The organism is Agrococcus sp. UYP10 (assembly GCF_040547205.1).
Taxonomy (GTDB): domain Bacteria; phylum Actinomycetota; class Actinomycetes; order Actinomycetales; family Microbacteriaceae; genus Agrococcus; species Agrococcus jenensis.
In genome coordinates this window covers 1,366,802-1,389,732 of sequence record NZ_JBEPPG010000001.1, presented here as the reverse complement: position 1 = coordinate 1,389,732, position 22,931 = coordinate 1,366,802, and the positions used below count along the sequence as shown (strand labels likewise).

Below are 22,931 nucleotides of genomic sequence, written 5' to 3'. Positions count from 1 at the left end.
GTCACTCCCCGAACGCCTCGAGGTTCTCCTCCATCAGCTGCGTCGCCGTGCCCTGCGCGGCCTCCAGCACCGCGGCGGGCTCGCCCTGCCCGAGGACGCCCTCCGCGACCGCGACCTCGACGGTCTCGGTCTGCACCGTGCCGATGCCCGGCGTCGTCGGGATGAACCGCATGGCGTCGAGCGACTCGGCGAGCGGCTCCTGCGGCGTGCCCTCGAGCGCGCCCTCGTCCCGCACCGACTGACGTGCCGGGATCATGCCCGCCTGCGCCCAGTCCGCCGAGTGCTCGCTCATCCAGGCGATGAAAACCTTCGCCGCGTTGATGCGGTCCGGGTCCTCCTGCCGGGGCAGGAAGAACTGGTGCGACGAGGCCCATGCGGCCTGCTCGCCGCCGATGGCCGGGATGGGCGCTGCCGCGTAGGGCAGGCCCGACGCGTCGAGGTCGTTGAACTGCCAGATGCCGTCCCACGTGATCGACGTCTCGCCGTTCTTGAAGGCGACATACTGCGCGTCCTGCGCCACGTCGGCGGGGCTGTAGCCCTGCTCGACCATGCTGCGCATCCACTCGAGCGACTGCACGCCCGCCTCGTCGCCGAACGTCGCGGCCGTGCCGTCGGCCGCGTACGGCTCGCCGCCGTACTGCCAGTCAAGGCTGAGGAACATCAGGTGCGCAGGCCAGCGCGACGGCATCCAGAACGGCGTCTCATAGCCCGCTGCCTGCAGCGCGTCGAGCGCGGCCTGGAACGACTCGGCGTCGGTCGGCGGCTCGGTGATGCCGGCCGCCTCGAAGTGCTCGGTGTTGTAGTACATCGCGAGCGAGTGGATGTCGAGCGGGATGCCGTAGCGCTCGTCGGCGTAGACGCCGGCCTCCCACACCGCCTCGGTGAAGTCGTCGGCAGTGAGCTCGAGCTGCTCCGCCATGTCGTCGAGCGGCATGATGACCTGCCGCGCCGCGTTCGAGCCGAGCTGGTCGAAGTGCATAGCGCCGACGTCGGGGCCCTCGCCCGCGGTCACGGCCGCGGGGAGCCGCTGGTAGAAGTCGGACCACTGCATGGTGTTCGACTCGACCGTGATGTTCTCGTGCTCCTCGTTGAACTGGTCGACCAGCCCCTGCATGAAGGGGCCGTCGCCACCGGTGAAGCCGTTCCAGAACGACAGCGTGACGGCCGGGCCGTCGTACTCGCCGGTGAACTCGCCGCCGGGCGTCTCGCCCGGTCCTGCGCTGCAGCCGGCGAGCAGCGCCACGGCCGCGGCAGCCGCGACCGTGACCGTGGTGCGCCGGGAGCGGCGCGGGGAAGTCGTGAGCACTTGATCCTCCTCGTTGAAAACAAGTGGGCACCAGCACGCGGCACCGTGCCGACAACGTACAGCGCTGTAAAGCCGCTGTCCAGTCCCCCGATCGCGGCTTAGGATGGCGGCGGCCCACCGGGCCGCGAGAGGGGCAGCATGACGCGCGTTCGACTCACCGACGTCGCCGCCCGCGCCGGCGTCTCGATGAAGACCGTCTCGAACGTGGTGCACCACCATCCGCACGTCTCCCCCGCCATGCGCGCCCGCGTGCAGGAGGCGATCGACGAGCTCGGCTACCGCCCCAACCTCACGGCGCGCCGGCTCGCCACCGGGCGCACGGGCATGATCGCGCTCGCGATGCCCGAGATCGACCACCCCTACTTCTCGGAGCTCTCCCGCTCGATCGCCGAGGTCGCCGCCGAGATGGGCTACCGGGTCCTCATCGAGCAGACGCTCGGCGAGGCGGAGGCCGAGCGCGCGGTGATCATGGACCGCGAGGCCGGCCTCGTCGACGGCGTCATCTTCCACCCGGTGAGCATGACGACGGTCGAGATCGGCAAGCTGCGCCGCGATCTGCCGCTCGTGCTGCTGGGCGAATCGGCGCGGCCGCTGACCACCGACCACGTGATGATCGACAACGTGCGAGCGGCGCGCGACGGCACCGAGCTGCTGCGCCGCACCGGCCGACGCATCGCCTTCCTCGGCACCGTCTCGCACGACGTCACCAGCTCGACCGCCCAGCGGCTGCACGGCTACCAGGAGGCGCTGGAGCGCGCCGGCGTGCCGGGCGACACCTCGCTCGTGCTGGAGACCGGCGGCTTCCGCGTCGAGGACGCCCGCGCCGCGCTCTCTGCCGCGCTCGCCCGCGGCCTCGACATCGACGCCGTGCTGTGCCGCGACGACCGGTTCGCGATCGGCGCGCTCCAGGCGCTCGCGGAGGCCGGACTGTCGGTGCCGGACGACGTCGCCGTGCTGGGCTGGGACGACACCCACCTCGCGACCATCAGCACGCCGACCCTCAGCTCGATCGCGCCGGACAAGCGCGGGATCGCTCGCATCGCCCTCGAGCTGCTCATCGAGCGGATCGGCGGCCACCAGGGGGTGGGTCGGCACCGCATCGCGCCGCACGGCATCGAGCAGCGCCAGAGCACCGCGGGACGCTGACCCGGACGCCTCGGCTTTACAGCGCTGCAAGCCTTGCTCCATGATGGGGCGCATGACCACCGACGCGCTGCCCCGTGCCACCGCGCAGACCGGGACGCATCCGCGCCCCCAGCTGCTCCGGTCCGCCTGGACCGACCTCAGCGGCCCCTGGGGCTTCGAGCACGACGACGACGACGCCGGCGTGCGCGAGGGCTGGGCTCGGCCCGGCCGCACCGCAGCGCGGACGATCGTGGTGCCCTTCCCACCCGAGTCGGACGCATCCGGCATCGGTGAGCGCGACCACCACCCGGTGGTCTGGTACCGCCGCACCGTGACCGTCGACGAGGTGCGCGCCGCCGGCTGGCAGCCCGGGATGCGCCTGCTCGTGCGCTTCGGCGCCGTGGACTACCGCGCGACGGTGTGGGCCGACGGGGCCATGCTCGGCGAGCACGAGGGCGGCCACACGCCGTTCGCGGTCGACGCGACGGATGCGGCACGCGAGGAGCGGCCGTTCGAGCTCGTCGTGCGGGCGGAGGACGACCCGCTCGACCTCGAGCAGCCGCGCGGGAAGCAGGATTGGCTGCCCGAGCCGCACGTCATCTGGTACGACCGCACGACCGGCATCTGGCAGCCCGTGTGGCTCGAGGCGGTACCGGAGACGAGCATCGACCGCCTCGGGTGGTCGAGCGACCTGCCGGCCGCGCGCGTCTCGCTCGAGCTCGGGCTCTCCCGGCGCCCGCCCGCCGGCACCTCCGTGCGGGTGCGCATCGCCGACGAGGACGGCGAGGAGCTCGCCGCGGTGACGCAGCGCGTGCAGTCGCCGCGCGCGCGCATCGACCTGCCCGTGCACGCGCTGCAGAACGGCCAGGGCTACGAGTCGATGCTGTGGTCGCCGGAGCATCCGCGACTGCTCGACGCGACGGTCGAGCTGCTCGACGCGAGCGGCGCGCCCATCGACGCGGCCGCGTCCTATCTCGGGCTGCGCAGCGTGAGCGCCGCGGGCGGCCGCTTCCTGCTCAACGACCGGCCGCATCCGGTCATCGCCGTGCTCGAGCAGGGCTACTGGCCCGAGAGCCACCTCGCGGCGCCGAGCGCCGACGCGCTGCGCGCCGAGGTGGAGCTCATCAAGGCGCTCGGCTTCACCACCGTGCGCGTGCACCAGAAGATCGAGGACCCGCGCTTCCTCTTCTGGGCCGACCGGCTCGGCCTGCTCGTCTGGGAGGAGATGCCGAGCGCGTACGCGTTCTCGGCGACGAGCGTCGAGCGCCTCAGCCGGGAGTGGCAGGAGGCGATCGAGCGCGACCGCTCACACCCGTGCATCGTCGCCTGGGTGCCGGTCAACGAGAGCTGGGGCGTGCAGCACATCGCCCACGACGAGCGGCAGCAGCAGCTCGTGCGGGCGCTCTTCCACCTCACGAAGGCGCTCGACGACACGCGCCTCGTCATCTCGAACGACGGCTGGGAGCACGGCGACTCCGACCTGCTGACGATCCACGACTACGAGCAGGACCGCGAGCGCCTCGCGGCGTCGTACCGCGACGCGGCCGCGATCGAGCGCACGGCAGCGGGCATCGGGCCGGCCGGCCGCCGCATCCGCGTGCTGCCGGATGCCGCGTCGCCCGGCCTCGCGGACGCGCCGGTGGTCGTCAGCGAGTTCGGCGGCGTCACCTGGGCGCCCGACGCCCCGATCGCCACCTGGGGCTACGGCGTCGCGTCGTCGCCCGAGGACTTCGAGCGCAGGCTCCGCGACGTCTTCGGCGCGCTGCACGGCGGCGCGCTCGCCGGACTCTGCTACACGCAGCTGACCGACACGCTGCAGGAGGCGAACGGGCTCGTCGACGAGCACCGGCGCCCGAAGCTGCCGCTCGAGGTGCTGCGAGCGATCGTCACCGACGCGCCGCGCTGAGCCGTCGCCCCTGCGCGAGCACGCCGCAGACGCTCACGGCGCGGGCTTGCGGTCCCTCGCCGGGCCGATCTCGAGGCTCCGATCGACGACGCCCTGGGCGACCGTGAGCAGCTTGAGGTTGTGCTTGCGGGCGTGGTCGCGGAGCATCCGGAACGCTCGATCCATGTCGACGTCGGCCGATGCGGCGATCACGCCCTTCGCCTGCTCGATGCAGACGCGGCTGTCGAGCGCATGCTGCAGCTGCTCTGCGAGCAGACCGCTCTCGCGGATCGCTCGCTCCTGGAGGATCCCGATCGACGCGAGGTTCGCGAGCGCGCGAGCGGCAGCAGCGTCAGCACGGCTCAGCTCACCGGGGGCCGTCCGGTACAGGCCCATGCTGCCGATGACCTCGTCGCGCGCGCGCAGTGGCACGGCATGCACGGCCCGGTAGCCGTAGCCGAGCGCGGTCTCGCGGAACTCCGCCCAGCTGCCGCCCACCTGCTCGACGTCGGCGACCGAGACCGTCGTGCCGGTCCGCGCGGCCTCGACGCACGGGCCATCCCCGGCGTTCAGCTGCATCACCTGGACGAAGTTCACCCCCTCTTCCGAGGAGGCGACGAGCTCGGGCCGCCCGTGCGCATCCTTCAGCAGCAGTCCCCCGGCGCCCGCATCCACGAGCTCGACGCACTCGCTCACGACGGTGCCCAGCATCTGCAGGACGTCGTACTCCGAGGTCAGCGTCTCGGCGAGCGTGGCGAGCGCCTCGCCGAGCCGCTCCGCCGTCAGCATGCCGTCCATGGCACCCGTCCTCCTCCTACCGCAGCGGTCGAGGAGGGATCACCTCGACGCGGGCCCGCGCAGAGCATCGCAGCTCGCCACCTGCTCCCTTGCGACCGACTCTAGGACTGGCAGCGCGACAGCGCCAGCGGGGCGATGGCGCATCGAGGCGACCCGCAGGAACCTCGACCCGCGCCGTCAGGGACGTGGGCTACCGTGGCCACCGCACCACCACACACAGCGAGAGCGTCCCGCCGGCCTGGTCCCCGCCTGCGGGCGCTCGCCAAGGCACCGCTTCCGACGCTGGGCGTCGCAAGCCGCGCGCACATGTGCTCGCCGCCCAGCCCGCGGTCGGTCGACGACGCGCATCCCCGCCGGACATGCGAATGCCCCTTCGTGGCGAGACGAAGGGGCAGACGTGGAGACGGAGGGATTTGAACCCTCGGTCCCCTAATGGGGACTCCACCTTAGCAGGGTGGTGCACTCGGCCGGACTATGCGACGTCTCCTCGGCCCACCTGCTGGCAGGCCGACGGCAACTCTACCAAACGCGCGAGCCTCGGACGTGCGGCCCGGGGAACGGCCCGATCAGGAGCCGAACGGGACGACGCACGACTCCTGCGACGCGTCCTGCCCTACGACCCCGTCGAGCTCGTCCGTGGGCGTGGGCGTCGGGGTCTCGGTGGCTGCGGGCGTCTCGGTGGGCACCGGCGTCTCCGTCGCGCCCGGCGTCTCGTCGGTCGAGCCGACGCCGAGGGAATCGTCTCCCAGCTCGATCGGCAGGTCCTGGCGGATGCGGCGCATCAGCTCGTCCGCGCGCTCCTCGTCGGGCACGACGCGGGCCCCGGAGTAGACGTTCGGGTAGAGCACGAACTGCATCGTCTCGAGCGGGATGTCGGCGAGCACGCGCGCCATCGACACCATCGTGCCGACGTCGCCGAGCCCGGACGACAGCGTCATGTTCTCGATCGCGACCTGCGCGATCGCGTAGAGCTTCGTGACGTCGGTGAGCACCGCATCCGACTGCAGCGTGCGGATGAGCGACGACAGGAACACCTGCTGCGACGAGATGCGCGCGAGGTCGGAGCCGTCGCCGACGCCGTGGCGCGAGCGGAGGAACGCGAGCGCCTGCGCGCCCTCGAGGTCGTGGGTGCCGGCCGACTCGATCACGAGCCCCGTGTAGGGGTCGTCGATCGGCCCGGCGAAGCACACCGGCACGCCGCCGACGGCGGTCGACATGCTGATGACTCCCTGGAACGTGATCATCGCGGCGTAGGGCACCTCGATGCCGGTGAGGTCGGAGACCACCTCGGCGACGCACGAGAGCCCGCCGCGGCCGAGCGCCTGGTTGAACTGCACGTTGTTGGCGGCGGGCACGGTGTCGCCCGTCTCCGGGTCCTCGCAGGCCGGGAAGTCGACCATCAGGTCGCGCGGGAACGAGACGACGCGCGCGAGCTGGTGGTCGTCGCTGACGTGCAGCAGCATCGTCACGTCGTTGAGGCTGCCGCCGTCGTAGGCGGACTCGCCGAACTCCTCGCCCTGGCCCTCGCGCTGGTCGGACCCGACGAGCAGGATGTTGAAGCCGCCCTCGTAGGGGGCGAACCCGGCCTGCGCGGGCGGCACGTCGGCGACCAGGTCGACCGTCTGGATGCCCGTGGTGAAGCGCAGGATCGAGAACCCCACGACGCCGACCACGGCGACGAGCACGGTCGCCAGCCCGAGCGCGATCCAGCGGAAGACGTGCGCGACGCCCGAGTGGCGGCGCAGCCGTCCGTGCCGCGGCGACATCGACGTGGTGTCGACGACGCTCCCGGTGCGCTCGGTTGCCATGCGTTCTCCTTCTGCCGCGGAGGGCGTGGGATTCGAACCCACGAGACATCTCTGCCCACCGGTTTTCAAGACCGGCTCCATCGGCCGCTCGGACAGCCCTCCCGTGCCCTGAGCGCTGGGGGCGCGCGGCGGGCCTTCGGACGATCATAGAGCGACACCGGATGCGCGGCCTTCGACGGCGCTCGCAGCCGCCTGTGGGCGGCGCTGGAGTCGGGACCCCGCTCAGGCCCGGACGAGCAGCTCCTCGAGCACGAGCGCGAGCCCGTCGTCCTCGACGGCGGCGGTGACGTCGGTCGCGGCCTGCTTGACCTCGTCGGGCGCCTGCCCCATCGCGACCGCCCGGCCGCCGCCCTCGGCGACCCAGCGGAACATGTCGATGTCGTTGCGACCGTCGCCCACGACGACGATGCGGTCGCGCGGGATCTCGAGCGCCTCGGCGACCCGCTCGAGGCCCGTCGCCTTGTTCACGCCGTCGGGCGCGATGTCGAGCCAGGACGAGAAGCCGATCGCGTACGAGACCTTGTGCAGGCCGAGCGACTCGACGATCTCGAGGAACTCGTCGACCTCGTGGTCGGGGCTCATCACGACGACGCGCATCGCGGGCTGCGCGAGCAGGCCCTCGAACGGCACCATCTCGGCGTCGTCGAGGTTCCAGTCGACCATGCCGTTCGTGTAGCGCCGGTGACCGCTCGGGTCCTCGACCATGTAGGAGCCCTTCGGCAGCACCGCCGAGATCGCGGTGAGCGCCTCGGACGGGTCGAAGGTCTCGACGTGCACCTGCTCGTACGCGTCGCCGCGGCGCTGGAGCACGAGCGCGCCGTTCGCCGAGACGAGGTGGCTCGGCTCGATGCCGAGCCGCACGGCGGTCGACTCGGTGGTCGCCTGCGAGCGGCCGGTGGCGAGCACCACGACGTGGCCGGCGTCGACGACAGCGCGCACCGCCTCCAGCACGCGGGGCGCGAGCGAGTCGTCCTCGTGCACGACGGTGCCGTCGATGTCGAGGCCGATCAGCAGCGGCTGCATCACGCCGGCTCGATCGTGCTGATGCCGCCGAGGTAGGGCTGCAGGGCCGCCGGCACGCGCACCGACCCGTCGGGCTGCTGGTGCGTCTCGAGGATCGCGACGAGCCAGCGGGTGGTCGCGGCGGTGCCGTTCAGGGTGGCGACCGGTGCGGTCTTGCCGGACTCGGTGCGGAAGCGGGTGCCGAGCCGGCGCGACTGGTAGGTGGTGCAGTTCGAGGTCGAGGTGAGCTCGCGGTACTGCTGCTGCGACGGGATCCAGGCCTCGATGTCGAACTTGCGTGCGGCGGAGGAGCCGAGGTCGCCGGCCGCGACGTCGATGACGCGGTAGTCGAGCTCGCAGGCCTGCAGCATGCGCTCCTGCAGGGCGCGCATCCGCTCGTGCTCCGCCTCGGCGTCGTCGGGCTTGACGTAGGAGAACATCTCGAGCTTGTTGAACTGGTGCACGCGCAGGATGCCGCGGGTGTCGCGGCCCGCGGAGCCCGCCTCGCGCCGGTAGCAGGTCGACCAGCCGGCGTAGCGGAGCGGCTGCGCGAGGTCGACGATCTCGTCGGCGTGGAAGCCCGCGAGCGCCACCTCGCTCGTGCCCGTGAGGTAGAGGTCGTCGGCGGGCAGGTGGTAGACCTCGTCGGCGTGCTCGCCCAGGAAGCCGGTGCCGCGCATGATCTCGGGGCGCACGAGGGTGGGCGTCGTGAGCGGTGTGAAGCCGTCGGCGAGCACCTGGTCGAGGCCCATGAGCATGATCGCGAGCTCGAGCCGCATGCCGATGCCGGTCAGGTAGTAGAAGCGGCTGCCCGCGACCTTGGCGCCGCGCACGATGTCGAACGCCTTCAGGCTCTCGCCGAGCTCGACGTGGTCGCGCGGCTCGAAGTCTAACGTGCGCTCCTCGCCGTGGGTCGACAGGGTGACGAAGTTCGCCTCCTCGCCAGCGGGCACGTCGGGGTGCACGAGGTTGCCGAGCTTCGAGACGGCCGCGTCGAACGCCGCCTCCGCCTCGGTGACGCGCGCCTGCGCATCCTTCACGCCGGCCGCGAGCGCGCGGCCCTGCTCGATGAGCGCCGGCCGGTCGTCCTTGGCGGCGGCGCCGACGAGCTTGCCGTGCGCGTTCTGCTCGGCCCGCAGCCGCTCGAACTCGGTGATGGCGGCACGGCGGGCGCTCTCGGCGCCGAGCGCCTCGTCGACGTAGCCGACCGGGTCGCCGCGGCGCTCCTGGCTTGCCTTCACGAGGTCGGGCTGCTCGCGCAGCAGCTGAGGATCGATCACGCCGACCATTCTACGAGCGCGCCGCAGCACGCACCTGCGAGCCGGGTGCGTCCATTCCCGGGGTTCCGCGGCGGATCCGCCGGTACAGTGCGAGGATGCGCGCTGCCATCGTCTACAACCCGTCCAAGATGGACCGCGACACGCTCGCGCCCCAGGTCGAGTCGGCGCAGCCGCTCGACTGGTCGGAGCCGTTCTGGATCGAGACGGATGCGGACGACGCGGGCGAGGCCGCGGTGCGCACCGCGCTCGAGCAGGGCGTCGACCTGCTGCTCGTCGCCGGCGGCGACGGCACGGTGCGGGTCGCCGCCGATGCGGCGACCGGTGCGCGCGTGCCGCTCGCGATCATCCCCGCGGGCACGGGCAACCTGCTGGCGCGCAACCTGGGCATCGACGTCACGAACCTGCGGAACGCCGTGCACACGGCCTTCGACGGCGAGGAGCGCGAGATCGACCTCGGCGAGCTGGAGATCGAGGCGCCGGACGGCAAGCGCTCCAAGCACGCATTCGCGGTCATGGTCGGCTTCGGGCTCGACGCCGAGATGATCGACAAGACCGACGAGGACCTCAAGAAGAAGGTCGGCTGGCTCGCCTACGTCGACGCCGCCGGCCGGGTGATCTCGAGCCTCGACAAGGTGCGCGTGAGCGTGCGCCTCGACGGGGGCCGCACGGTGCGATCGACGGTCAACACGATGCTGATCGGCAACTGCGGCACCGTCACGAACGGCATCATCATCCTCCCCGACGCGGCCGTCGACGACGGGATGCTCGACATCGCGCTCGTGCGCCCGCGCGGCGTGCGCGGCTGGCTGCAGCTGAGCGGCTACATCGCCCGCAACAACATGCTCGTGACGAAACTGCTGCGGCGCCGAGGCCGTCTCGGACGCCAGCGCAGCGGCGCGGCGCTCGGCTACGGCCAGGCGAAGGAGACGCAGGTGCGGCTCGAGGAGCCGCGCGCCGTGCAGGTGGACGGCGACGTCGTGGGCGAGGCGATCGCGCTGCGCGCGGGCATCCGCCAGGACGCGCTCGTCGTGCGGGTGCCCAAGGAGCACGCGCGCGACGCCGGCCCCGCCATCTGAGCCGCCCCGCCATCTGAGCGGCGCCGGAGCCCGAGCGGTCCCGCGGCCTGAGCGGCCGGGACCGGTCGGTCAGTCGGCCGAGCGGGCGCCCGGTTCGCCGGCGATGAGCCCGCGCAGCCAGTCGCGCGCGTCCTCGAACGAGCGGTCGGAGTAGCGGCGCTCCACCCGGATGTGCTGCTGGTCGGCGCGCGGGTAGGAGCCGAGGAACGTCACCGAGGGGCTGAAGCGCGCGAGGCCGAGCAGCGCATCCGCGACCCGCTCGTCCCGGATGTGGCCGTCGGCGTCGATGACGAAGCGGTACCGGCCGAGCCGGTCGCCGATCGGCCGCGACTGGATGAGCGAGAGGTTGACGCCGCGGGTCGCGAACTGCTCGAGCATGTCGAGCAGCACGCCCGGCTCGTCGCTCGGCAGCTCGACGACGAGGCTCGTCTTGTCGGCGCCGGTCGGCTCTCCCGCCTCGCCGGCGCGGCCGACGAACAGGAAGCGCGTCACGGCATCCGGGTTGTCGCCGATGCGGTCGGCGAGCACGTCGAGGCCGTCGACCCAGTGGCCGATCGTCGGCGTCGAGAGCGCCGCCTGCGCCGTGCCGGTGGTGAGATCGGCGGCCGCGGTGACGTTCGACGCGGCCGGCAGGTGCGCGCGGCCCGGCAGCTCGCGCTGCAGCCAGCCGCTGCACTGCGCCCACGCAACCGGGTGGGCGGCGACGACGCGCACGTCCTCGATGCGCGTGCCGGCGGGTGCGACGAGCGAGAAGTTCACGCTCACGACGTGCTCGGAGAGGATGCGGATGCCCGGGGTCGCGGCGAGCGCGTCCTGCGCGGCGGTGACGCCGCCCTCGATCGAGTTCTCGATCGCGATCATGGCGGCGTCGGAGCGGCCCTCGGAGACGGCCGAGAGCGCCTCGGCGACGTTGGCGACGGGCACCCGCTCGGTGGTCTCGAGCCCCGGCACCTGCTCGAGCGCGGCCTCCGTGAACGTGCCGCGAGGGCCGAGGAACGTGACGACGCGGGGCTGGACCATGGCACCAGCCTAGGCTCGCGCCCGACGGACGGCTCCGCCTCCGCCCGGCGATGAGCCCGCGCCCTGGAGCACAACGCAAGCCCAGCCAGCGGTTCTGGCGGCTCCCGAGTCATGGTCGGCCATCCGCCGCCATCCCGGCCGGTAGGGCTTGCGTTGTGCGGAGGGCGCTGCAGCCCGGCGGCCGCGGCTGCGGCTCCGGCTGTGGCTCGGGGGCCGCAGACCATCCGGGCCGCCGCTCCCCTCCCGCTCGCACAACGCACGCCCGGCCAGCGCAAGCGGCGGTGGCTGGGCGACGCTCGCCGCCTGCGCCGCGCCAGCCGGCCCGTGGGCGTGCGTTGTGCATCGGGGCACGTGCGGATGCCGACGGCAGGGGATGATCGGCGGCTGGCGGCGGGGACGCCAGGTGCTCGTGCGGACGGGCGGTCAGGGCAGGCGGCCAGGGCAGGCGGCCAGGGCAGACGGCTCAGGCGGGGACGAGCGAGCGGATGGCGGCCAGTGTGCGCTCGACGTCCTGAGGCGTCGTCGCCCACGACGACATCGAGCAGCGCTGCGTCGCGTGCCCGCGCCACTCGGCGCCGGTCACGACCGCGGTCCCCTCCGCGAGCAGCGCCGCACCGAGCGCGCGCGTCTCGTCGTCGGTGCCGAGGCGGAACATCACCTGCGTGTAGACGACATCGTTGACGACCTCGACGCCGTCGATCGCGGCGAGCCCGTCGGCCATCGCGACCGCGTGCTCGTGCAGGCGGTCGATGAGCGCCGCGACGCCCGACCGGCCGAGGCTGCGGAGTGCCGCCCAGGCGGGCACGCCGCGCGCCCGTCGCGAGAGCTCGGGCGTCACGTCCCACGGGTCGAGCCCGGTGTAGACGAGGTAGTCGCCGCCGGTGCGGAACGCGGCGATCGAGTCGGCGGGGTCGCGCACGATCGCCATGCCGCAGTCGTAGGGCACGTTGAGGGTCTTGTGCGCATCCGTCGCCCAGGAGTCGGCAGCCTCGAGGCCCGCCGTCAGGTGCTGCAGCGCCGGCGACGCGGCGGCCCAGAGGCCGAAGGCGCCGTCGACGTGCACCCAAGCGCCGTTCCGGTGGGCGATCGGGATGAGCGCGGCGAGGTCGTCGAAGGCACCGGTGTGCACCTCGCCGGCCTGGAGGCAGACGATGAGGGGGCCCGCGCCCTGCTCGAGCGTGCGCTCGAGCGCCTCCGGGCGCATCCGCCCCTGGTCGTCGGCGTCGACGACGACGATCTCGGCGCGGCCGATGCCGAGGAAGCGCGCGGCGCGATCGATCGAGCCGTGGCGGTCGGCGCCGACGACGAAGCGCACCGCGGGAGCCGAGCGCAGCCCGCGCTCCGCGAGGTCCCAGCCGGCGCGCGCGAGCACCGCGTGCCGTGCGGTGGCGAGGCACGTGAAGTTCGCGATCTGGCCACCCGTGACGAACCCGACGCTCGCGGTCTGCGGCAGGCCGAGGAGGTCGAGCATCCAGCGCCCGGCGACGCGCTCGAGCGCCACCGTGGTCGGGGTGAGCATCGCGGAGCCGGAGTTCTGGTCCCACGCGGAGACGAGCCAGTCGGCGGCGAGCGCCGCGGGCAGCGTGCCGCCGATCACGAAGCCGAAGAAGCGGCCGCCCGGGATGCCGACGAGGCCGGGGTCCGCGCCCGCGGCCATCTGCTCGACGACCTCGACCGGATCGAGGCCCTCGTCGGGCAGCGGCCCGCCGAAGGTGACGAGCATGTCGTCGAGGGTGGCTCGCGGCCACACCGGCCGCTCTTCGAGGGTGCCGAGGAAGGCCATCGCGCTGCGGTGCGCGGCGTCGAGAGCACGGCCACGATCGTCCACGAGCGCCAGTGTTCCACCGGCCCCCGGGCGGGGCAACGGGTCTTCTCGGGGCGCCCATCGCTCCGGGAGCCGCTCGATGCTTGGATGGAGCCATGACCCGAGCCGGCACCGTCGCCCAGCCCCAGGACCTCATCGATGTCGCCGCGCTCGAGCGCGCGTACTTCGAGCTCGTCCCCGACGTCTCGAACCCCGACCAGGCGGTCGCGTTCGGCACGAGCGGCCATCGCGGCAGCGCCTTCGACACCGCCTTCAACGAGGCGCACATCCTGGCGATCACGCAGGCGATCTGCGAGTACCGCGCCGGGCAGGGCATCACCGGCCCGCTGTTCATCGGCCGCGACACGCACGCGCTGTCGCTCCCAGCAGAGCGCACGGCGCTCGAGGTGCTCGTCGCGAACGGCGTCCGGGTGTGCGCGGATGCCCGCGGCTCGGTGACGCCGACCCCGGCGGTCTCGCGCGCGATCCTCGCCTACAACGCCACGGCATCCGCGGATGACCAGGCCGACGGCATCGTGGTGACGCCATCGCACAACCCGCCCCGCGACGGCGGCTTCAAGTACAACCCGCCGCACGGCGGACCGGCCGACTCCGACGCGACCGGCTGGATCGCGAAGCGCGCGAACGAGCTCATCGCCGACGGCCTCGAGGGCGTGCAGCGCGCCCAGGTGACGGGCGGCAGCGACACCCGCGTCGAGCTCTACGACTTCCGCGAGGCGTACGTGAACGCGCTCGGCAGCGTCGTCGACTTCGACGCGATCAAGGCGTCGGGCATCCGGATCGGCGCCGACCCGCTCGGCGGGGCCGCGGTCGACTACTACGGCGCGATCGCCGAGCGCTACGGCATCGACCTGACGGTCACGAACCCCATCGTCGACCCCACCTGGGCGTTCATGACGCTCGACTGGGACGAGAAGATCCGCATGGACTGCTCGAGCCCCAACGCGATGGCATCGGTGCTCGCCCGCCGGGACGAGTTCGACATCCTCACCGGCAACGACGCCGACGCCGACCGGCACGGGATCGTCACGCCCGACGGCGGCCTGATGAACCCCAACCACTTCCTCGCGGTCGCGATCGAGTACCTCTACGCGCACCGGCCGCAGTGGCGGCCCGACGCGGCGATCGGCAAGACGCTCGTGTCGTCGTCGATGATCGACCGGGTCGCGGAGGCGCTCGGCCGCCGCCTCTGGGAGGTGCCGGTCGGCTTCAAGTGGTTCGTGCCGGGGCTCGTCGACGGGTCGGTCGGGTTCGGCGGCGAGGAGAGCGCGGGGGCGTCGTTCCTGCAGTCCGACGGCACCGTCTGGACGACCGACAAGGACGGCATCCTGCTGTGCCTGCTCGCGTCCGAGATCCGCGCCGTCACCGGCAAGAGCCCGTCGCAGCTGTACGGCGAGCTCACCGAGCGCTTCGGCGCCCCGGTCTACGAGCGCGTGGATGCGCCGGCGTCGCGCGAGCAGAAGGCGCGGCTCGGCAAGCTCACCGGCGACGCCGTGACGGCGACCGAGCTGGCCGGCGACCCGATCGTCGCCAAGCTCACGGAGGCGCCCGGCAACGGCGCCGCGATCGGCGGCCTCAAGGTCGTCACCGAGCGCGCGTGGTTCGCGGCGCGGCCGTCGGGCACCGAGGACGTCTACAAGATCTACGCCGAGTCGTTCGCCGGGCCGGAGCACCTGCGGCAGGTGCAGGCCGAGGCGAAGCGGATCGTCGACGACGCGCTGGGCGCGTAGGCGGGGGCGTCTGCGGGTCGGGGCGGCGACCGCGTGTGCGCTCGGCCGGGGCGGGTGGGCGCGGCCTTGACAGGTGGGCCCGGCGGGGACGGGTGGGTCCGGCTGTGACAGGTGGATCCGGCCGGGGCAGGTGGGCCCGGCCGGGACAGGTGGGCCCGGCCTTGACGGGTGGGATCGGCCGCGACAGGTCGGTTCGGCCGTCACGGGTGGTGCTGCAGCGCCACCGCTTGCGGGCAGCACCACCTCTCGGCGCGGATGGTCCCGGGCGCCGGTCGGAACCGCTTGCGACAGGTGCGACTACCCGCGGCGGGTGGGGCTGCAGCGCTACCTGTGGCGGGTAGCGCCACCGGTCGCGGGTAGCGCCACCTGGCGGCGGATGCGGCGACACCGATGTCGGCGGACGCGCGTAGGTTCGCCCCATGAGCGAGCCCTTCACGTTCCGCGCCTCCGACGACGAGCTCGAGCGGCTGCGGCGCCGGCTCGACGCGAGCATCGTGCCCGACCCGACACCCGGCGCGCACGGCATGCCGATGCCCACGCTCCAGCGCCTGCTCGACCGCTGGCGCGACGACTTCGACTGGCGCGCGGTCGAGGCGCGGCTCCTCGCGCACGACCACCGCATCGCGACGATCGAGGGCACGCGCATCCACTTCGTGCACCTCCGCGGCGGGCGGCCCGGCCGCCTGCCGATCGTGCTCTCGCACGGCTGGCCCTACTCCTTCGCCGAGATGCTGCCGCTCGCCGAGGCGCTCCGCGGCGAGCTCGACGTCGTCATCCCGTCGCTGCCGGGCTTCGGGTGGTCCGAGCCGCTTGCCGAGCCCTTCACAGACGAGGCCGTCGCTCGGCGCTGGCGCGCGCTCATGGTCGACGAGCTCGGCTACGACCGCTTCCTCACCTACGGCGAGGACGTCGGCACGGGCGTGAGCGACTGGCTCGCGGGAGGCCACCCCGACGTCGTCGCCGGGCTCGTCGCGACGCACGCGTCGTTCGGCGTGCGCGACCGCGGCGAGCCGATGGATGCGGCCGAGACGGCGTTCTTCGCGCGCATGGCCGCCGAGGGCCCGCTTGCGGGCGGCTACGCGCACCAGCAGGGCTCGCGCCCCGACACCACGGCGGCGGCGCTGCTCGACTCCCCCATCGGGATGCTCGCGTGGGTGGGCGAGAAGCTGCTCGAGTGGGCCGGCGACGACGGCCTCCCCGACGACGTCGTGCTCACGACCGTGATGCTCTACTGGCTGTCGCGATCGATCGGCACGTCGTTCCGGCCCTATACCGACGCCGGCGGCCGACCGCATCCGCTCGTCGACGTGCCGGTCGCGGTGCGCGTGCAGCGCCGAGAGCGCGACTACCCGCGCTCGCTCGCCGAGCGCAGCTACCGCGACCTGCGATCGTTCTCGGTGCTCGAGCGCGGCGGGCACTTCCCCGCGCTCGAGACGCCCGACGAGGTGGCGGCCGCCGTGCTCGAGCTCGAGGCGCTCGCGCGCTAGAGCCAGCGCCGCTCACCTGCAGCAGGCGCCGGTCGAGCGAGCGCGGCGCCCGCCAGCGAGAGGTAGCGCGGCGCGCGAGAGGTGCCCGCGCGCCGCTACCCCTCGGGCGCATCACTACCCCTCGGGCGCAGCGCCACCTCTCGGGCGGGCGGCTACTGCTCGAAGCTGTCCGTCACGATCCGCACGTCGGGGCCGAGCACCTCGGTCACGAGCGCGACCCCCGACTCGACCGTCAGCTCGTTCCGCCAGGCCGACCGGGTGATCGGCTCTGCCGCGTCGACGAGCGGATGCAGCTGCAGGTTGCGGCGGTGGATCCAGTCCTGCGCGGCGAACTGCTGCGGCGTCAGGTCGAAGTGCATGTAGAGCGGCACCGCGGCCGGGTCCACGACCTCCACCTCGCCGCCGGGCATGCCGACGAGGTCGAACTGCGCCACCGCGCTCACCACCCTCGGGATCGCCATCTGCGTCGTGAGGGCGTTGCCGATCGAGTAGTACACGAACGCGCGCGAGCCGTCGGCGCGCTCGAGCCACTCGGCCTCCTGCAGCACGTGCGGGTGCGTGCCGATGATGACCTCCGCGCCCAGGTCGGCAAGCCGCTGCGACTGCTCGCGCTGCCGATCGTTCACGACCGCCGAGTACTCGTCGCCCCAGTGCACCGCGACGATCGTCGCATCGGCGATCTCCTCGGCTTCGGCGAGCTGCTGCTCGACGAGCGGGTCGTCGAGCCACGTGACGACGTAGTCGTTCGTGGGGGTGTTCGAGAGGTCGACGAAGTTGAGGAACGCGACCGTGAGGCCGTTCACCTCGGCGGTCGGCACCGCCATCCGCTCCTCCTCCGAGCGGAACGCGCCCGAGATAAGCAGCGGGTCGAGCTCGTCCCACACCGCGCGCGTGCGGTCGACGCCCTCCTGCCCGCGGTCGAACGTGTGGTTGTTGCCGAGGCCGATCGTGTTGCAGCCAGCCGAATCGAGGCCCTGCGCGAACTCGACCGGCGCGTTGAACGCCGGGAAGTAGGTGAGGCCCAGCTCGACGCCCGCCGAGGGCGCCTCCTGGTTGCAGTAGACGAGGTCGCTGTCGGCCCAGATGGGGCGCGCGGCGTCGAAGAACTGCCCGTAGTCGTAGCTGCCGTCGGGCTGCTGCGCGTCGAGCGTCACCGAGTCGTGCGGCAGCATGTCGCCCATCGCCGAGACCGAGACCGTGCTCGGCTCCGGGGTGGGCGTCGGGGTCGGCGCGGATGCGCTCGGCTGCGCCGCCGGATCGCTCGCGCTGGGCGCGGGCTGGAGCGACCCCTGCGTGCAGCCGGTCAGCAGCAGTCCGACCGCTGTCGCGAGCACGACCGCGGCTCGGGCGCCGCGTCGCCGGGCAGCGCCTCGCGAGGCCGCGCCGACCGCGCTCGTGCGTCCTCGACGCGCTGCTGCGCGTGCCGCCGCTCCGCTGCTGGCTGCCGTCTCCATGGCACCAGGCTAGGGCCGCGGGCGCTCGATCAGCTGCCGGCGAAGATCGCGAAGAGCACGAGCAGGACGACGATCGCGACGGCGGCCATCACCCAATCGGTGCCGGTGCCCGACGAGCCGCTCGAGCCGGAGTGCCGGTACGAGCTCGACCCCGAGCTCGATCCCCATCCCCACGAGCTGCCGGAGCGGCCCGACGACGACCGGGATCCGCCGCCGAACGAGCCGCCGCCGCTCGACCGCGACCCGCCGCCGAAGAAGCTGCGCGATCCGCCGCCGAAGCCGCCACCGCCACCGCTCCTGCCGCTGCTCTTGAAGCCGCCACCGGATCGTCCTGCTTTCGCCATGCGGGCAGGCTACGACCCGTTCCTGCGTGCGCGCCCGGCTTTGACCCGCGCGTCGGCTCAGCCGTAGTCAGGGGCGTTGCCGGTGCCGGCGTACTCCTCGAACGTCGCGATGCCCTGCTCGTGCATCGCGGTCGCGACCTCTGCGCCGACGAAGCGCACGTGCCACGGCTCGAAGTGGTAGCCGGTGATGCCCTGCAGCCCGTCGGGGTAGCGGACGATGAAGCCGTGCTCCCAGGCGTGCTCGGCGATCCATCGCCCGGCGGCGGTGCCGCCGAAGCAGACGTCGAGGCGGCAGGCGCCGCCGGTGCCCATGAGGTCGACCGAGAGCCCCGTCTGGTGCTCGCTGTGCCCCGGCCGCGCGCTCGTGGTGTCGGCCTGCGCCTGCCCGTACTGCGCGACGTAGCCGTTGTAGAGCTGCGTCTGCCGCGCGTAGCCGCGGTACGACGAGAAGACGTGGATGCCCTCACCGATGTCGGCCTGCATCGCGGCCGACATCTGCGCGAGCGCCGCGTCGACCTCCGGGCGCACCGCCTCGTCGCCGTCCTGCGCGATTGAGACGGGCACGAGCACCGGCTGGTAGTCGGCAGGCACGAGCGGTCGGCGCTTGTTGACGAGCACCTGCAGGCTCGCGGCCGAGTCGATGTCGACGCCGGCGGTGCTCGGCTGCTGCGGCGCGGCGGTCGCGGGCGCGGGCGCGGCGGCCGGCTCGGTCGTCGCGGCCGGCTCCGGCGCGGCGGTCGCCGTGGGCGTGGGTGTCGGTGTCGGCGAGGCGCTGGATGCCGTGGGCGACGCGGGCGAGGACGACGCGTCCGGCGTCGCGACGGGCGCGCATCCGCTCACCAGCAGCACGGTCGCGAGCACCACCATCACCCTTCGCACCCGTCCATCGTCGCATGCGCGCGCTGGCCGTACGTGCCGCCGCGACATGCGACGCGCCAGTGGCGAAGAGGGCAAGCCATTCGCTAGACTAACGATCTCTCTACCGAAGGATCCATCCATGCCGCAGCGCGAACCGCGCTCCGTCGAGCCGCGCGAGCCCGACGAACCCCTGATGTCCCACCGCCAGATCATGCTCGTGCTGGTCGGCCTGATGATGGCGATGTTCCTGTCGTCGCTGTCGCAGACCGTCGTCGGCACGTCGATGCGCACGATCGCCGACGACCTCCACGGCCTCGACCTGCAGGTGTGGGTCGTCACCGCGTTCCTCATCGTCTCGACGATCGTCACGCCCATCTACGGCAAGCTCAGCGACATCTTCGGGCGCCGACCGCTGTTCATCATCGCGATCGTGCTCTTCCTCGTCGGCTCGATCCTCTGCTCGTTCGCCCAGGACATGGTGCAGCTGGCGGCCTTCCGCGCCCTGCAGGGCCTCGGCGCCGGCGGCCTCATGTCGCTGCCGCTCACGATCATGGGCGACGTGCTGAGCCCCCGCGAGCGCGCCAAGTACCAGGGCTACTTCCTCGCGGTCTTCGGCATCTCGTCGATCCTCGGCCCGCTGATCGGCGGCGTCCTCGCCGGCGCGGACCAGCTGCTCTTCCTCGAGGGCTGGCGCTGGGTCTTCCTCTTCAACCTGCCGATCGGTGCCGCGGCGCTGTGGATGGTGTGGCGCTACCTGCACCTGCCCGCGCACCACGAGCGCGTGCGCATCGACTGGTGGGGCGCCGCGCTGCTGGCCGTCGGCGTCGTGCCGCTGCTCCTCGTCGCCGAGCAGGGCCGCGAGTGGGGCTGGGGCTCGCTCATGTCGATCGCCTGCTACGTCGTCGGGGCCGTCGGCATCGTGCTCTTCATCGTCGTGGAGCGGCGGATGGGCGACGCCGCGCTGATCCCGCTGCAGCTGTTCCGCAACCGCACGTTCTCGATGGCGACGGTGCTCGGCGTCTTCACCGGCTTCGGCATGTTCGCCGGCATGATGATGATCCCGTTCGTGCTGCAGATCGTGCACGGCATGAACCCGACCGAGGCGGGCCTGTCGACCCTGCCGATGATCCTCGGCCTCATGATCGCGTCGATCGGCTCCGGCCAGGTCATCGCCCGCACCGGCCGCTACAGCTTCTTCCCCGTGATCGGGCTCGCCGTCATGGCGATCGGCTACGGCGTGCTCGTCACGCTGCAGTTCGACACCCCGCTGTGGATGCTGCTGCTCGGCCAGCTGCTGCTCGGCCTCGGCCTCGGCCAGCTCATGCAGACGCTCACGATCGCCTCGCAGAACGCGGTCGACCCGAAGGACATGGGCGTCGCGACGAGCTCGGCGACCTTCTTCCGGCAGCTCGGCGGCACCGCGGGCGTCGCGGTCGTGTTCTCGATGCTCTACTCGCGCCTCCCCGAGACGCTGCAGGCCGCGTTCGGCCGGCAGGACCTGCGGGCCGACCTCGCGAGCGCGCTCGAGGACCCGAGCGTGCTCGCCGATCCCGGCAACGAGCGCATCCTCGGCATCCTGCAGAACCCGGCCCAGATCGGCGGCGCCCTCAACGAGGACTCGTCCTTCCTCAACACGGCCGACCCTCGCCTCGCGGCGCCGTTCCTCGACGGCTTCTCGAACGCCACCACCGGTCCGTTCTGGGCGGCGCTCGTCGTCGTGCTCGTCGCGCTCGTGCTGGCGCTCTTCTTCAAGGCGCCGCCGCTGCGGCAGAAGTCGGCCATGGAGGAGGCGATGCAGCAGCGCGCCGAGCGGGCGCAGCTCGAGGCGGATGCGTCGGCACCCGGCTCGGTCGCGCGCCCGGTCACGGCGTCGAACCCGATCGTGTCGGAGGGCGCGGCGCGGCGGGACGGCGGTCGGTCAGGGACGTCCTGACGGCTCCCAGGTTGTCCGCCTAGCGTTGCCCGAGGAGCAACCAGCTCCCGACGATAGGAGGTTCAGATGGGTCTCGACGACAAGATCTCGAACGCAGCCAAGGACGCCGTCGGCAAGGCCAAGGAAGGCCTCGGCGACGCCACGGACAACGAGCGCCTGGAGGCCGAGGGTCACAAGGACCAGGCCACGGCGAACGCCAAGCAGGCCGGTGAGCACGTGAAGGACGCCGCGGACGACGTCCGCGACACCTTCCGCTGAACCGATCCGACCGCGAAGGGCGGGGCGCATCGCGCCCCGCCCTTCGCCGTGCCGGCTAGTAGTTGAGGCTGCCGAGCTCCGCCGCGTCCGCCTCGATGCCGAAGTCGCGCGCCTGCGTCTGGATCTTCTGGGCGCGGGCGAGGCGGGGCAGGTCGCTGCCGTCGGTGATCTTGCCGCCGGACTCCTCGAAGGCCCGCACGAAGCCGTGCGCCCACGCGACGTCCTCCGGGCTGGGCGCGAGACCGGCGTTGATCGTCGCGGCCTGCGTGTGCGTCAGGCACAGCTTGCCCGACATGCCCATCTCCTTCGCGAGCCGGGTGCCGTCGACGAGCGCCTCCGCCGAGAGCGTCGGTCCGTCGATGGGCGCCGGCAGCCGCGCCGCGCGCGAGGCGATCACGAGCTGCGAGCGCGCGTAGGCGAGCGCGACCGGGTCCTCGCCGGTCGCGGTGTCTCGCTTGAAGTCGCCGGTGCCGAACGCGATGCGGAAGGTCGACGGGGCGTTCGAGATCTGCTCCACGTGCAGCACGCCGCGCGCGGTCTCGACGAGCGCGAGGATGGGCATGCCCTCGGGCAGGCGGTCGGCGGTGTCGTTGACGTGGCTCGCGGACTCGGTCTTCGCGAGCATCACGCCCTCGAGTCCCGGCACGTCCTTGAGGGCGGCGCAGTCGGTGCTCCAGAACTCGCTCGCGGCGTCGTTGATGCGCACCCACGCGCGGTGGCCGCTCGAGAGCCACGCGACCGTGTCGTCGCGGGCCTGCGCCTTGTCCTTCGCGGCGACGGCGTCCTCGATGTCGATGATGATCGCGTCCGCCTCGCTCTCCTGCGCGATCTGGAAGAGCTCTGGCTTCGAGGCCGGGACGAGCAGCCAGGAGCGGGCGATCAGGGGCGAGACGTCGGTGGAGGGCACGCGCTCAAGCCTAGCCAGCCCCGCGTGCGAGGTCTCGGGCCGCCCAAAGCCGCGCGTGAGAGGCTGACGCCATGGCGACCGCGTTCCCGTTCCTGCTGCTCGTCGGCGCGCTGCTGCTGGGCGTCCTCATCATCCTCGTCGGCGTCGCGCTGCTCGTCGGCGGGCGGCGGCGCGGCCCGGACGGCGGCGCCGGCTCCGCGATGCTGACCTTCGGCATCACCGCGCTCGTGATCGGCTGCGTCATCGCCGTGCCGCCCGCGATCTGGCTCGTCATCGGCACGCCCTAACGGTCAGGATCCGGCCCGGAAGGGTCCGGCCACCGCTCAGGGTCGGCTCCTAGCCTTGCCGCATGAACGCGATCTTCGGCATGGGCCAAGGGGTCTCCACGGTGCTGCTCGCGCTGGGCGTCGGTGCGCTCGCGCTCGGCATCTTCCAGCTGTCCGCCGGGCAGCGGCGCAACCGTCCGGAGGAGCGGCCACGCCGCCGAGGGATCGCGATCGCGCTCATCGTGGTCGGGGTGCTGCTCGGCATCGTCGCGGGCATCGCGCTCCTGACAGCGCTCACCGCCGGCGCCTGAGTCGGAGCCGCCGGGCCACGGCGGTGTGCTTCACTCGAGCATGCCTGCGCCGCTCGTCGCCATCCTCATCGTCCTCGCCGTCGCCGTCGTGCTGGCCGTCGTCGGCCTCGTGCTGAGCGCCAAGGGCACGGGCTCGGTGCCGAAGGTCGGCGGGTGGCTCGCGATCATCAGCGGGCTCGTCGCCGTGTGCTTCGCGGTCGTGGTCGTCGTCGCGCTCATCGGTGCGGCGATGGACGACGTGCCGGGCCTCTGGTAGCC

21 protein-coding genes and 2 tRNA genes are annotated in these 22,931 nt (G+C 72.7%); 10 read left to right on the top strand and 13 right to left on the bottom strand.

The features are described 5' to 3' along the window. Position 1: 1 nt before the first annotated feature. Complete coding sequence (locus tag ABIB37_RS06900; RefSeq protein WP_354258454.1) at positions 2–1,306, bottom strand: ABC transporter substrate-binding protein; 1,305 nt, start codon at positions 1,304–1,306, stop codon at positions 2–4. Positions 1,307–1,444: 138 nt separating this feature from the next. On the opposite strand from ABIB37_RS06900, the gene ABIB37_RS06895 reads away from it, so the two are divergent. Both ABIB37_RS06895 and ABIB37_RS06890 read left to right on the top strand, forming a co-directional pair. Beyond that, positions 1,445–2,452: a LacI family DNA-binding transcriptional regulator gene (locus tag ABIB37_RS06895; protein WP_354258451.1), complete on the top strand. Its 1,008-nt coding sequence runs from the start codon at positions 1,445–1,447 to the stop codon at positions 2,450–2,452. 52 nt (positions 2,453–2,504) lie between these two features. Continuing rightward, positions 2,505–4,337, top strand: coding sequence for a glycoside hydrolase family 2 TIM barrel-domain containing protein (locus ABIB37_RS06890; protein WP_354258448.1), 1,833 nt, complete (start codon positions 2,505–2,507; stop codon positions 4,335–4,337). 33 nt (positions 4,338–4,370) lie between these two features. Here ABIB37_RS06890 and ABIB37_RS06885 read toward each other — a convergent pair whose 3' ends face one another. The 6 genes from ABIB37_RS06885 to serS form a co-directional block, all read right to left on the bottom strand. After that, entirely contained in the window at positions 4,371–5,114 is a 744-nt protein-coding gene (locus ABIB37_RS06885; protein ID WP_354258446.1) for a GAF and ANTAR domain-containing protein, read from the bottom strand. A 398-nt stretch (positions 5,115–5,512) separates the two neighbouring features. Continuing rightward, positions 5,513–5,601: transfer RNA gene (locus tag ABIB37_RS06880), tRNA-Ser, on the bottom strand. A gap of 79 nt (positions 5,602–5,680) precedes the next feature. Continuing rightward, on the bottom strand, positions 5,681–6,922 hold the full coding sequence (locus ABIB37_RS06875; RefSeq protein ID WP_354258443.1) for an LCP family protein: 1,242 nt from the start codon (positions 6,920–6,922) through the stop codon (positions 5,681–5,683). A gap of 17 nt (positions 6,923–6,939) precedes the next feature. Continuing rightward, a tRNA-Ser gene (locus ABIB37_RS06870) sits at positions 6,940–7,024 on the bottom strand. Between the two features lie 120 nt (positions 7,025–7,144). Next, a complete protein-coding gene (locus ABIB37_RS06865; protein WP_354258440.1) occupies positions 7,145–7,945 on the bottom strand; it encodes an HAD family hydrolase in 801 nt (266 codons plus the stop codon). Next, on the bottom strand, positions 7,945–9,204 hold the full coding sequence (gene serS / locus ABIB37_RS06860) for a serine--tRNA ligase (RefSeq protein ID WP_354258438.1): 1,260 nt from the start codon (positions 9,202–9,204) through the stop codon (positions 7,945–7,947). The genes ABIB37_RS06865 and serS overlap by 1 nt, the downstream gene beginning before the upstream one ends. A 95-nt stretch (positions 9,205–9,299) precedes the next feature. Here serS and ABIB37_RS06855 point away from each other — a divergent pair, with 95 nt between their 5' ends. Beyond that, on the top strand, positions 9,300–10,280 hold the full coding sequence (locus ABIB37_RS06855) for a diacylglycerol/lipid kinase family protein (protein WP_354258435.1): 981 nt from the start codon (positions 9,300–9,302) through the stop codon (positions 10,278–10,280). A gap of 69 nt (positions 10,281–10,349) precedes the next feature. Here ABIB37_RS06855 and pheA read toward each other — a convergent pair whose 3' ends face one another. Beyond that, positions 10,350–11,300, bottom strand: a complete 951-nt coding sequence (gene pheA / locus ABIB37_RS06850) for a prephenate dehydratase (RefSeq protein WP_123696327.1) — start codon at positions 11,298–11,300, stop codon at positions 10,350–10,352. A gap of 463 nt (positions 11,301–11,763) precedes the next feature. Further along, positions 11,764–13,128 carry a pyridoxal phosphate-dependent decarboxylase family protein gene (locus tag ABIB37_RS06845; RefSeq protein ID WP_354258432.1) on the bottom strand — a complete coding sequence of 455 codons (1,365 nt, stop codon included), beginning with the start codon at positions 13,126–13,128 and terminating at the stop codon, positions 11,764–11,766. A gap of 92 nt (positions 13,129–13,220) precedes the next feature. Here ABIB37_RS06845 and pgm point away from each other — a divergent pair, with 92 nt between their 5' ends. Both pgm and ABIB37_RS06835 read left to right on the top strand, forming a co-directional pair. Further along, positions 13,221–14,855, top strand: a complete 1,635-nt coding sequence (pgm, locus tag ABIB37_RS06840) for a phosphoglucomutase (alpha-D-glucose-1,6-bisphosphate-dependent) (RefSeq protein WP_354258429.1) — start codon at positions 13,221–13,223, stop codon at positions 14,853–14,855. A 419-nt stretch (positions 14,856–15,274) separates the two neighbouring features. Continuing rightward, entirely contained in the window at positions 15,275–16,342 is a 1,068-nt protein-coding gene (locus ABIB37_RS06835) for an epoxide hydrolase family protein (RefSeq protein ID WP_354258426.1), read from the top strand. A 152-nt stretch (positions 16,343–16,494) separates the two neighbouring features. On the opposite strand, the gene ABIB37_RS06830 is transcribed toward ABIB37_RS06835, so the two are convergent. The 3 genes from ABIB37_RS06830 to ABIB37_RS06820 are packed head-to-tail and all read right to left on the bottom strand — an operon-like array spanning position 16,495 to position 19,019. Then, a complete protein-coding gene (locus ABIB37_RS06830) occupies positions 16,495–17,796 on the bottom strand; it encodes a CapA family protein (protein WP_354258424.1) in 1,302 nt (433 codons plus the stop codon). A gap of 29 nt (positions 17,797–17,825) precedes the next feature. Continuing rightward, positions 17,826–18,140 carry a hypothetical protein gene (locus ABIB37_RS06825; RefSeq protein ID WP_354258423.1) on the bottom strand — a complete coding sequence of 105 codons (315 nt, stop codon included), beginning with the start codon at positions 18,138–18,140 and terminating at the stop codon, positions 17,826–17,828. Positions 18,141–18,197: 57 nt separating this feature from the next. Further along, positions 18,198–19,019: a M15 family metallopeptidase gene (locus ABIB37_RS06820; RefSeq protein ID WP_354258420.1), complete on the bottom strand. Its 822-nt coding sequence runs from the start codon at positions 19,017–19,019 to the stop codon at positions 18,198–18,200. A 118-nt stretch (positions 19,020–19,137) separates the two neighbouring features. On the opposite strand from ABIB37_RS06820, the gene ABIB37_RS06815 reads away from it, so the two are divergent. Together ABIB37_RS06815 and ABIB37_RS06810 are read left to right on the top strand one after the other, a co-directional pair. Beyond that, complete coding sequence (locus tag ABIB37_RS06815; protein ID WP_354258417.1) at positions 19,138–20,931, top strand: MDR family MFS transporter; 1,794 nt, start codon at positions 19,138–19,140, stop codon at positions 20,929–20,931. 66 nt (positions 20,932–20,997) lie between these two features. Next, a complete protein-coding gene (locus tag ABIB37_RS06810) occupies positions 20,998–21,189 on the top strand; it encodes a CsbD family protein (protein WP_354258414.1) in 192 nt (63 codons plus the stop codon). A 55-nt stretch (positions 21,190–21,244) separates the two neighbouring features. On the opposite strand, the gene ABIB37_RS06805 is transcribed toward ABIB37_RS06810, so the two are convergent. Continuing rightward, the gene (locus tag ABIB37_RS06805) at positions 21,245–22,096 is read right to left on the bottom strand and encodes an HpcH/HpaI aldolase/citrate lyase family protein (protein WP_245989724.1); all 852 of its coding nucleotides are present in this window, start codon (positions 22,094–22,096) and stop codon (positions 21,245–21,247) included. A 71-nt stretch (positions 22,097–22,167) separates the two neighbouring features. On the opposite strand from ABIB37_RS06805, the gene ABIB37_RS06800 reads away from it, so the two are divergent. The 3 genes from ABIB37_RS06800 (at position 22,168) to ABIB37_RS06790 (ending at position 22,929) form a co-directional block, all read left to right on the top strand. Beyond that, positions 22,168–22,383, top strand: a complete 216-nt coding sequence (locus ABIB37_RS06800; RefSeq protein ID WP_354258411.1) for a hypothetical protein — start codon at positions 22,168–22,170, stop codon at positions 22,381–22,383. Between the two features lie 62 nt (positions 22,384–22,445). After that, the gene (locus ABIB37_RS06795; RefSeq protein ID WP_354258408.1) at positions 22,446–22,673 is read left to right on the top strand and encodes a hypothetical protein; all 228 of its coding nucleotides are present in this window, start codon (positions 22,446–22,448) and stop codon (positions 22,671–22,673) included. 40 nt (positions 22,674–22,713) lie between these two features. Then, positions 22,714–22,929, top strand: a complete 216-nt coding sequence (locus ABIB37_RS06790; protein ID WP_354258405.1) for a hypothetical protein — start codon at positions 22,714–22,716, stop codon at positions 22,927–22,929. Positions 22,930–22,931 lie beyond the last annotated feature (2 nt).

Excerpts from the sequence above, each read along its gene's own strand:
- ABIB37_RS06865 (WP_354258440.1), bottom strand. The coding sequence starts at position 7,945 with ATGCAGCCGCTGCTGATCGGCCTCGACATCGACGGCACCGTCGTGCAC.
- ABIB37_RS06790 (WP_354258405.1), top strand. The coding sequence starts at position 22,714 with ATGCCTGCGCCGCTCGTCGCCATCCTCATCGTCCTCGCCGTCGCCGTC.
- ABIB37_RS06795 (WP_354258408.1), top strand. The coding sequence starts at position 22,446 with ATGAACGCGATCTTCGGCATGGGCCAAGGGGTCTCCACGGTGCTGCTC.
- ABIB37_RS06885 (WP_354258446.1), bottom strand. The coding sequence starts at position 5,114 with ATGGACGGCATGCTGACGGCGGAGCGGCTCGGCGAGGCGCTCGCCACG.
- ABIB37_RS06855 (WP_354258435.1), top strand. The coding sequence starts at position 9,300 with ATGCGCGCTGCCATCGTCTACAACCCGTCCAAGATGGACCGCGACACG.
- ABIB37_RS06890 (WP_354258448.1), top strand. The coding sequence starts at position 2,505 with ATGACCACCGACGCGCTGCCCCGTGCCACCGCGCAGACCGGGACGCAT.
- ABIB37_RS06875 (WP_354258443.1), bottom strand. The coding sequence starts at position 6,922 with ATGGCAACCGAGCGCACCGGGAGCGTCGTCGACACCACGTCGATGTCG.
- ABIB37_RS06810 (WP_354258414.1), top strand. The coding sequence starts at position 20,998 with ATGGGTCTCGACGACAAGATCTCGAACGCAGCCAAGGACGCCGTCGGC.
- pgm (WP_354258429.1), top strand. The coding sequence starts at position 13,221 with ATGACCCGAGCCGGCACCGTCGCCCAGCCCCAGGACCTCATCGATGTC.
- ABIB37_RS06895 (WP_354258451.1), top strand. The coding sequence starts at position 1,445 with ATGACGCGCGTTCGACTCACCGACGTCGCCGCCCGCGCCGGCGTCTCG.
- ABIB37_RS06800 (WP_354258411.1), top strand. The coding sequence starts at position 22,168 with ATGGCGACCGCGTTCCCGTTCCTGCTGCTCGTCGGCGCGCTGCTGCTG.
- ABIB37_RS06830 (WP_354258424.1), bottom strand. The coding sequence starts at position 17,796 with ATGGAGACGGCAGCCAGCAGCGGAGCGGCGGCACGCGCAGCAGCGCGT.
- ABIB37_RS06825 (WP_354258423.1), bottom strand. The coding sequence starts at position 18,140 with ATGGCGAAAGCAGGACGATCCGGTGGCGGCTTCAAGAGCAGCGGCAGG.
- ABIB37_RS06815 (WP_354258417.1), top strand. The coding sequence starts at position 19,138 with ATGCCGCAGCGCGAACCGCGCTCCGTCGAGCCGCGCGAGCCCGACGAA.
- ABIB37_RS06835 (WP_354258426.1), top strand. The coding sequence starts at position 15,275 with ATGAGCGAGCCCTTCACGTTCCGCGCCTCCGACGACGAGCTCGAGCGG.
- pheA (WP_123696327.1), bottom strand. The coding sequence starts at position 11,300 with ATGGTCCAGCCCCGCGTCGTCACGTTCCTCGGCCCTCGCGGCACGTTC.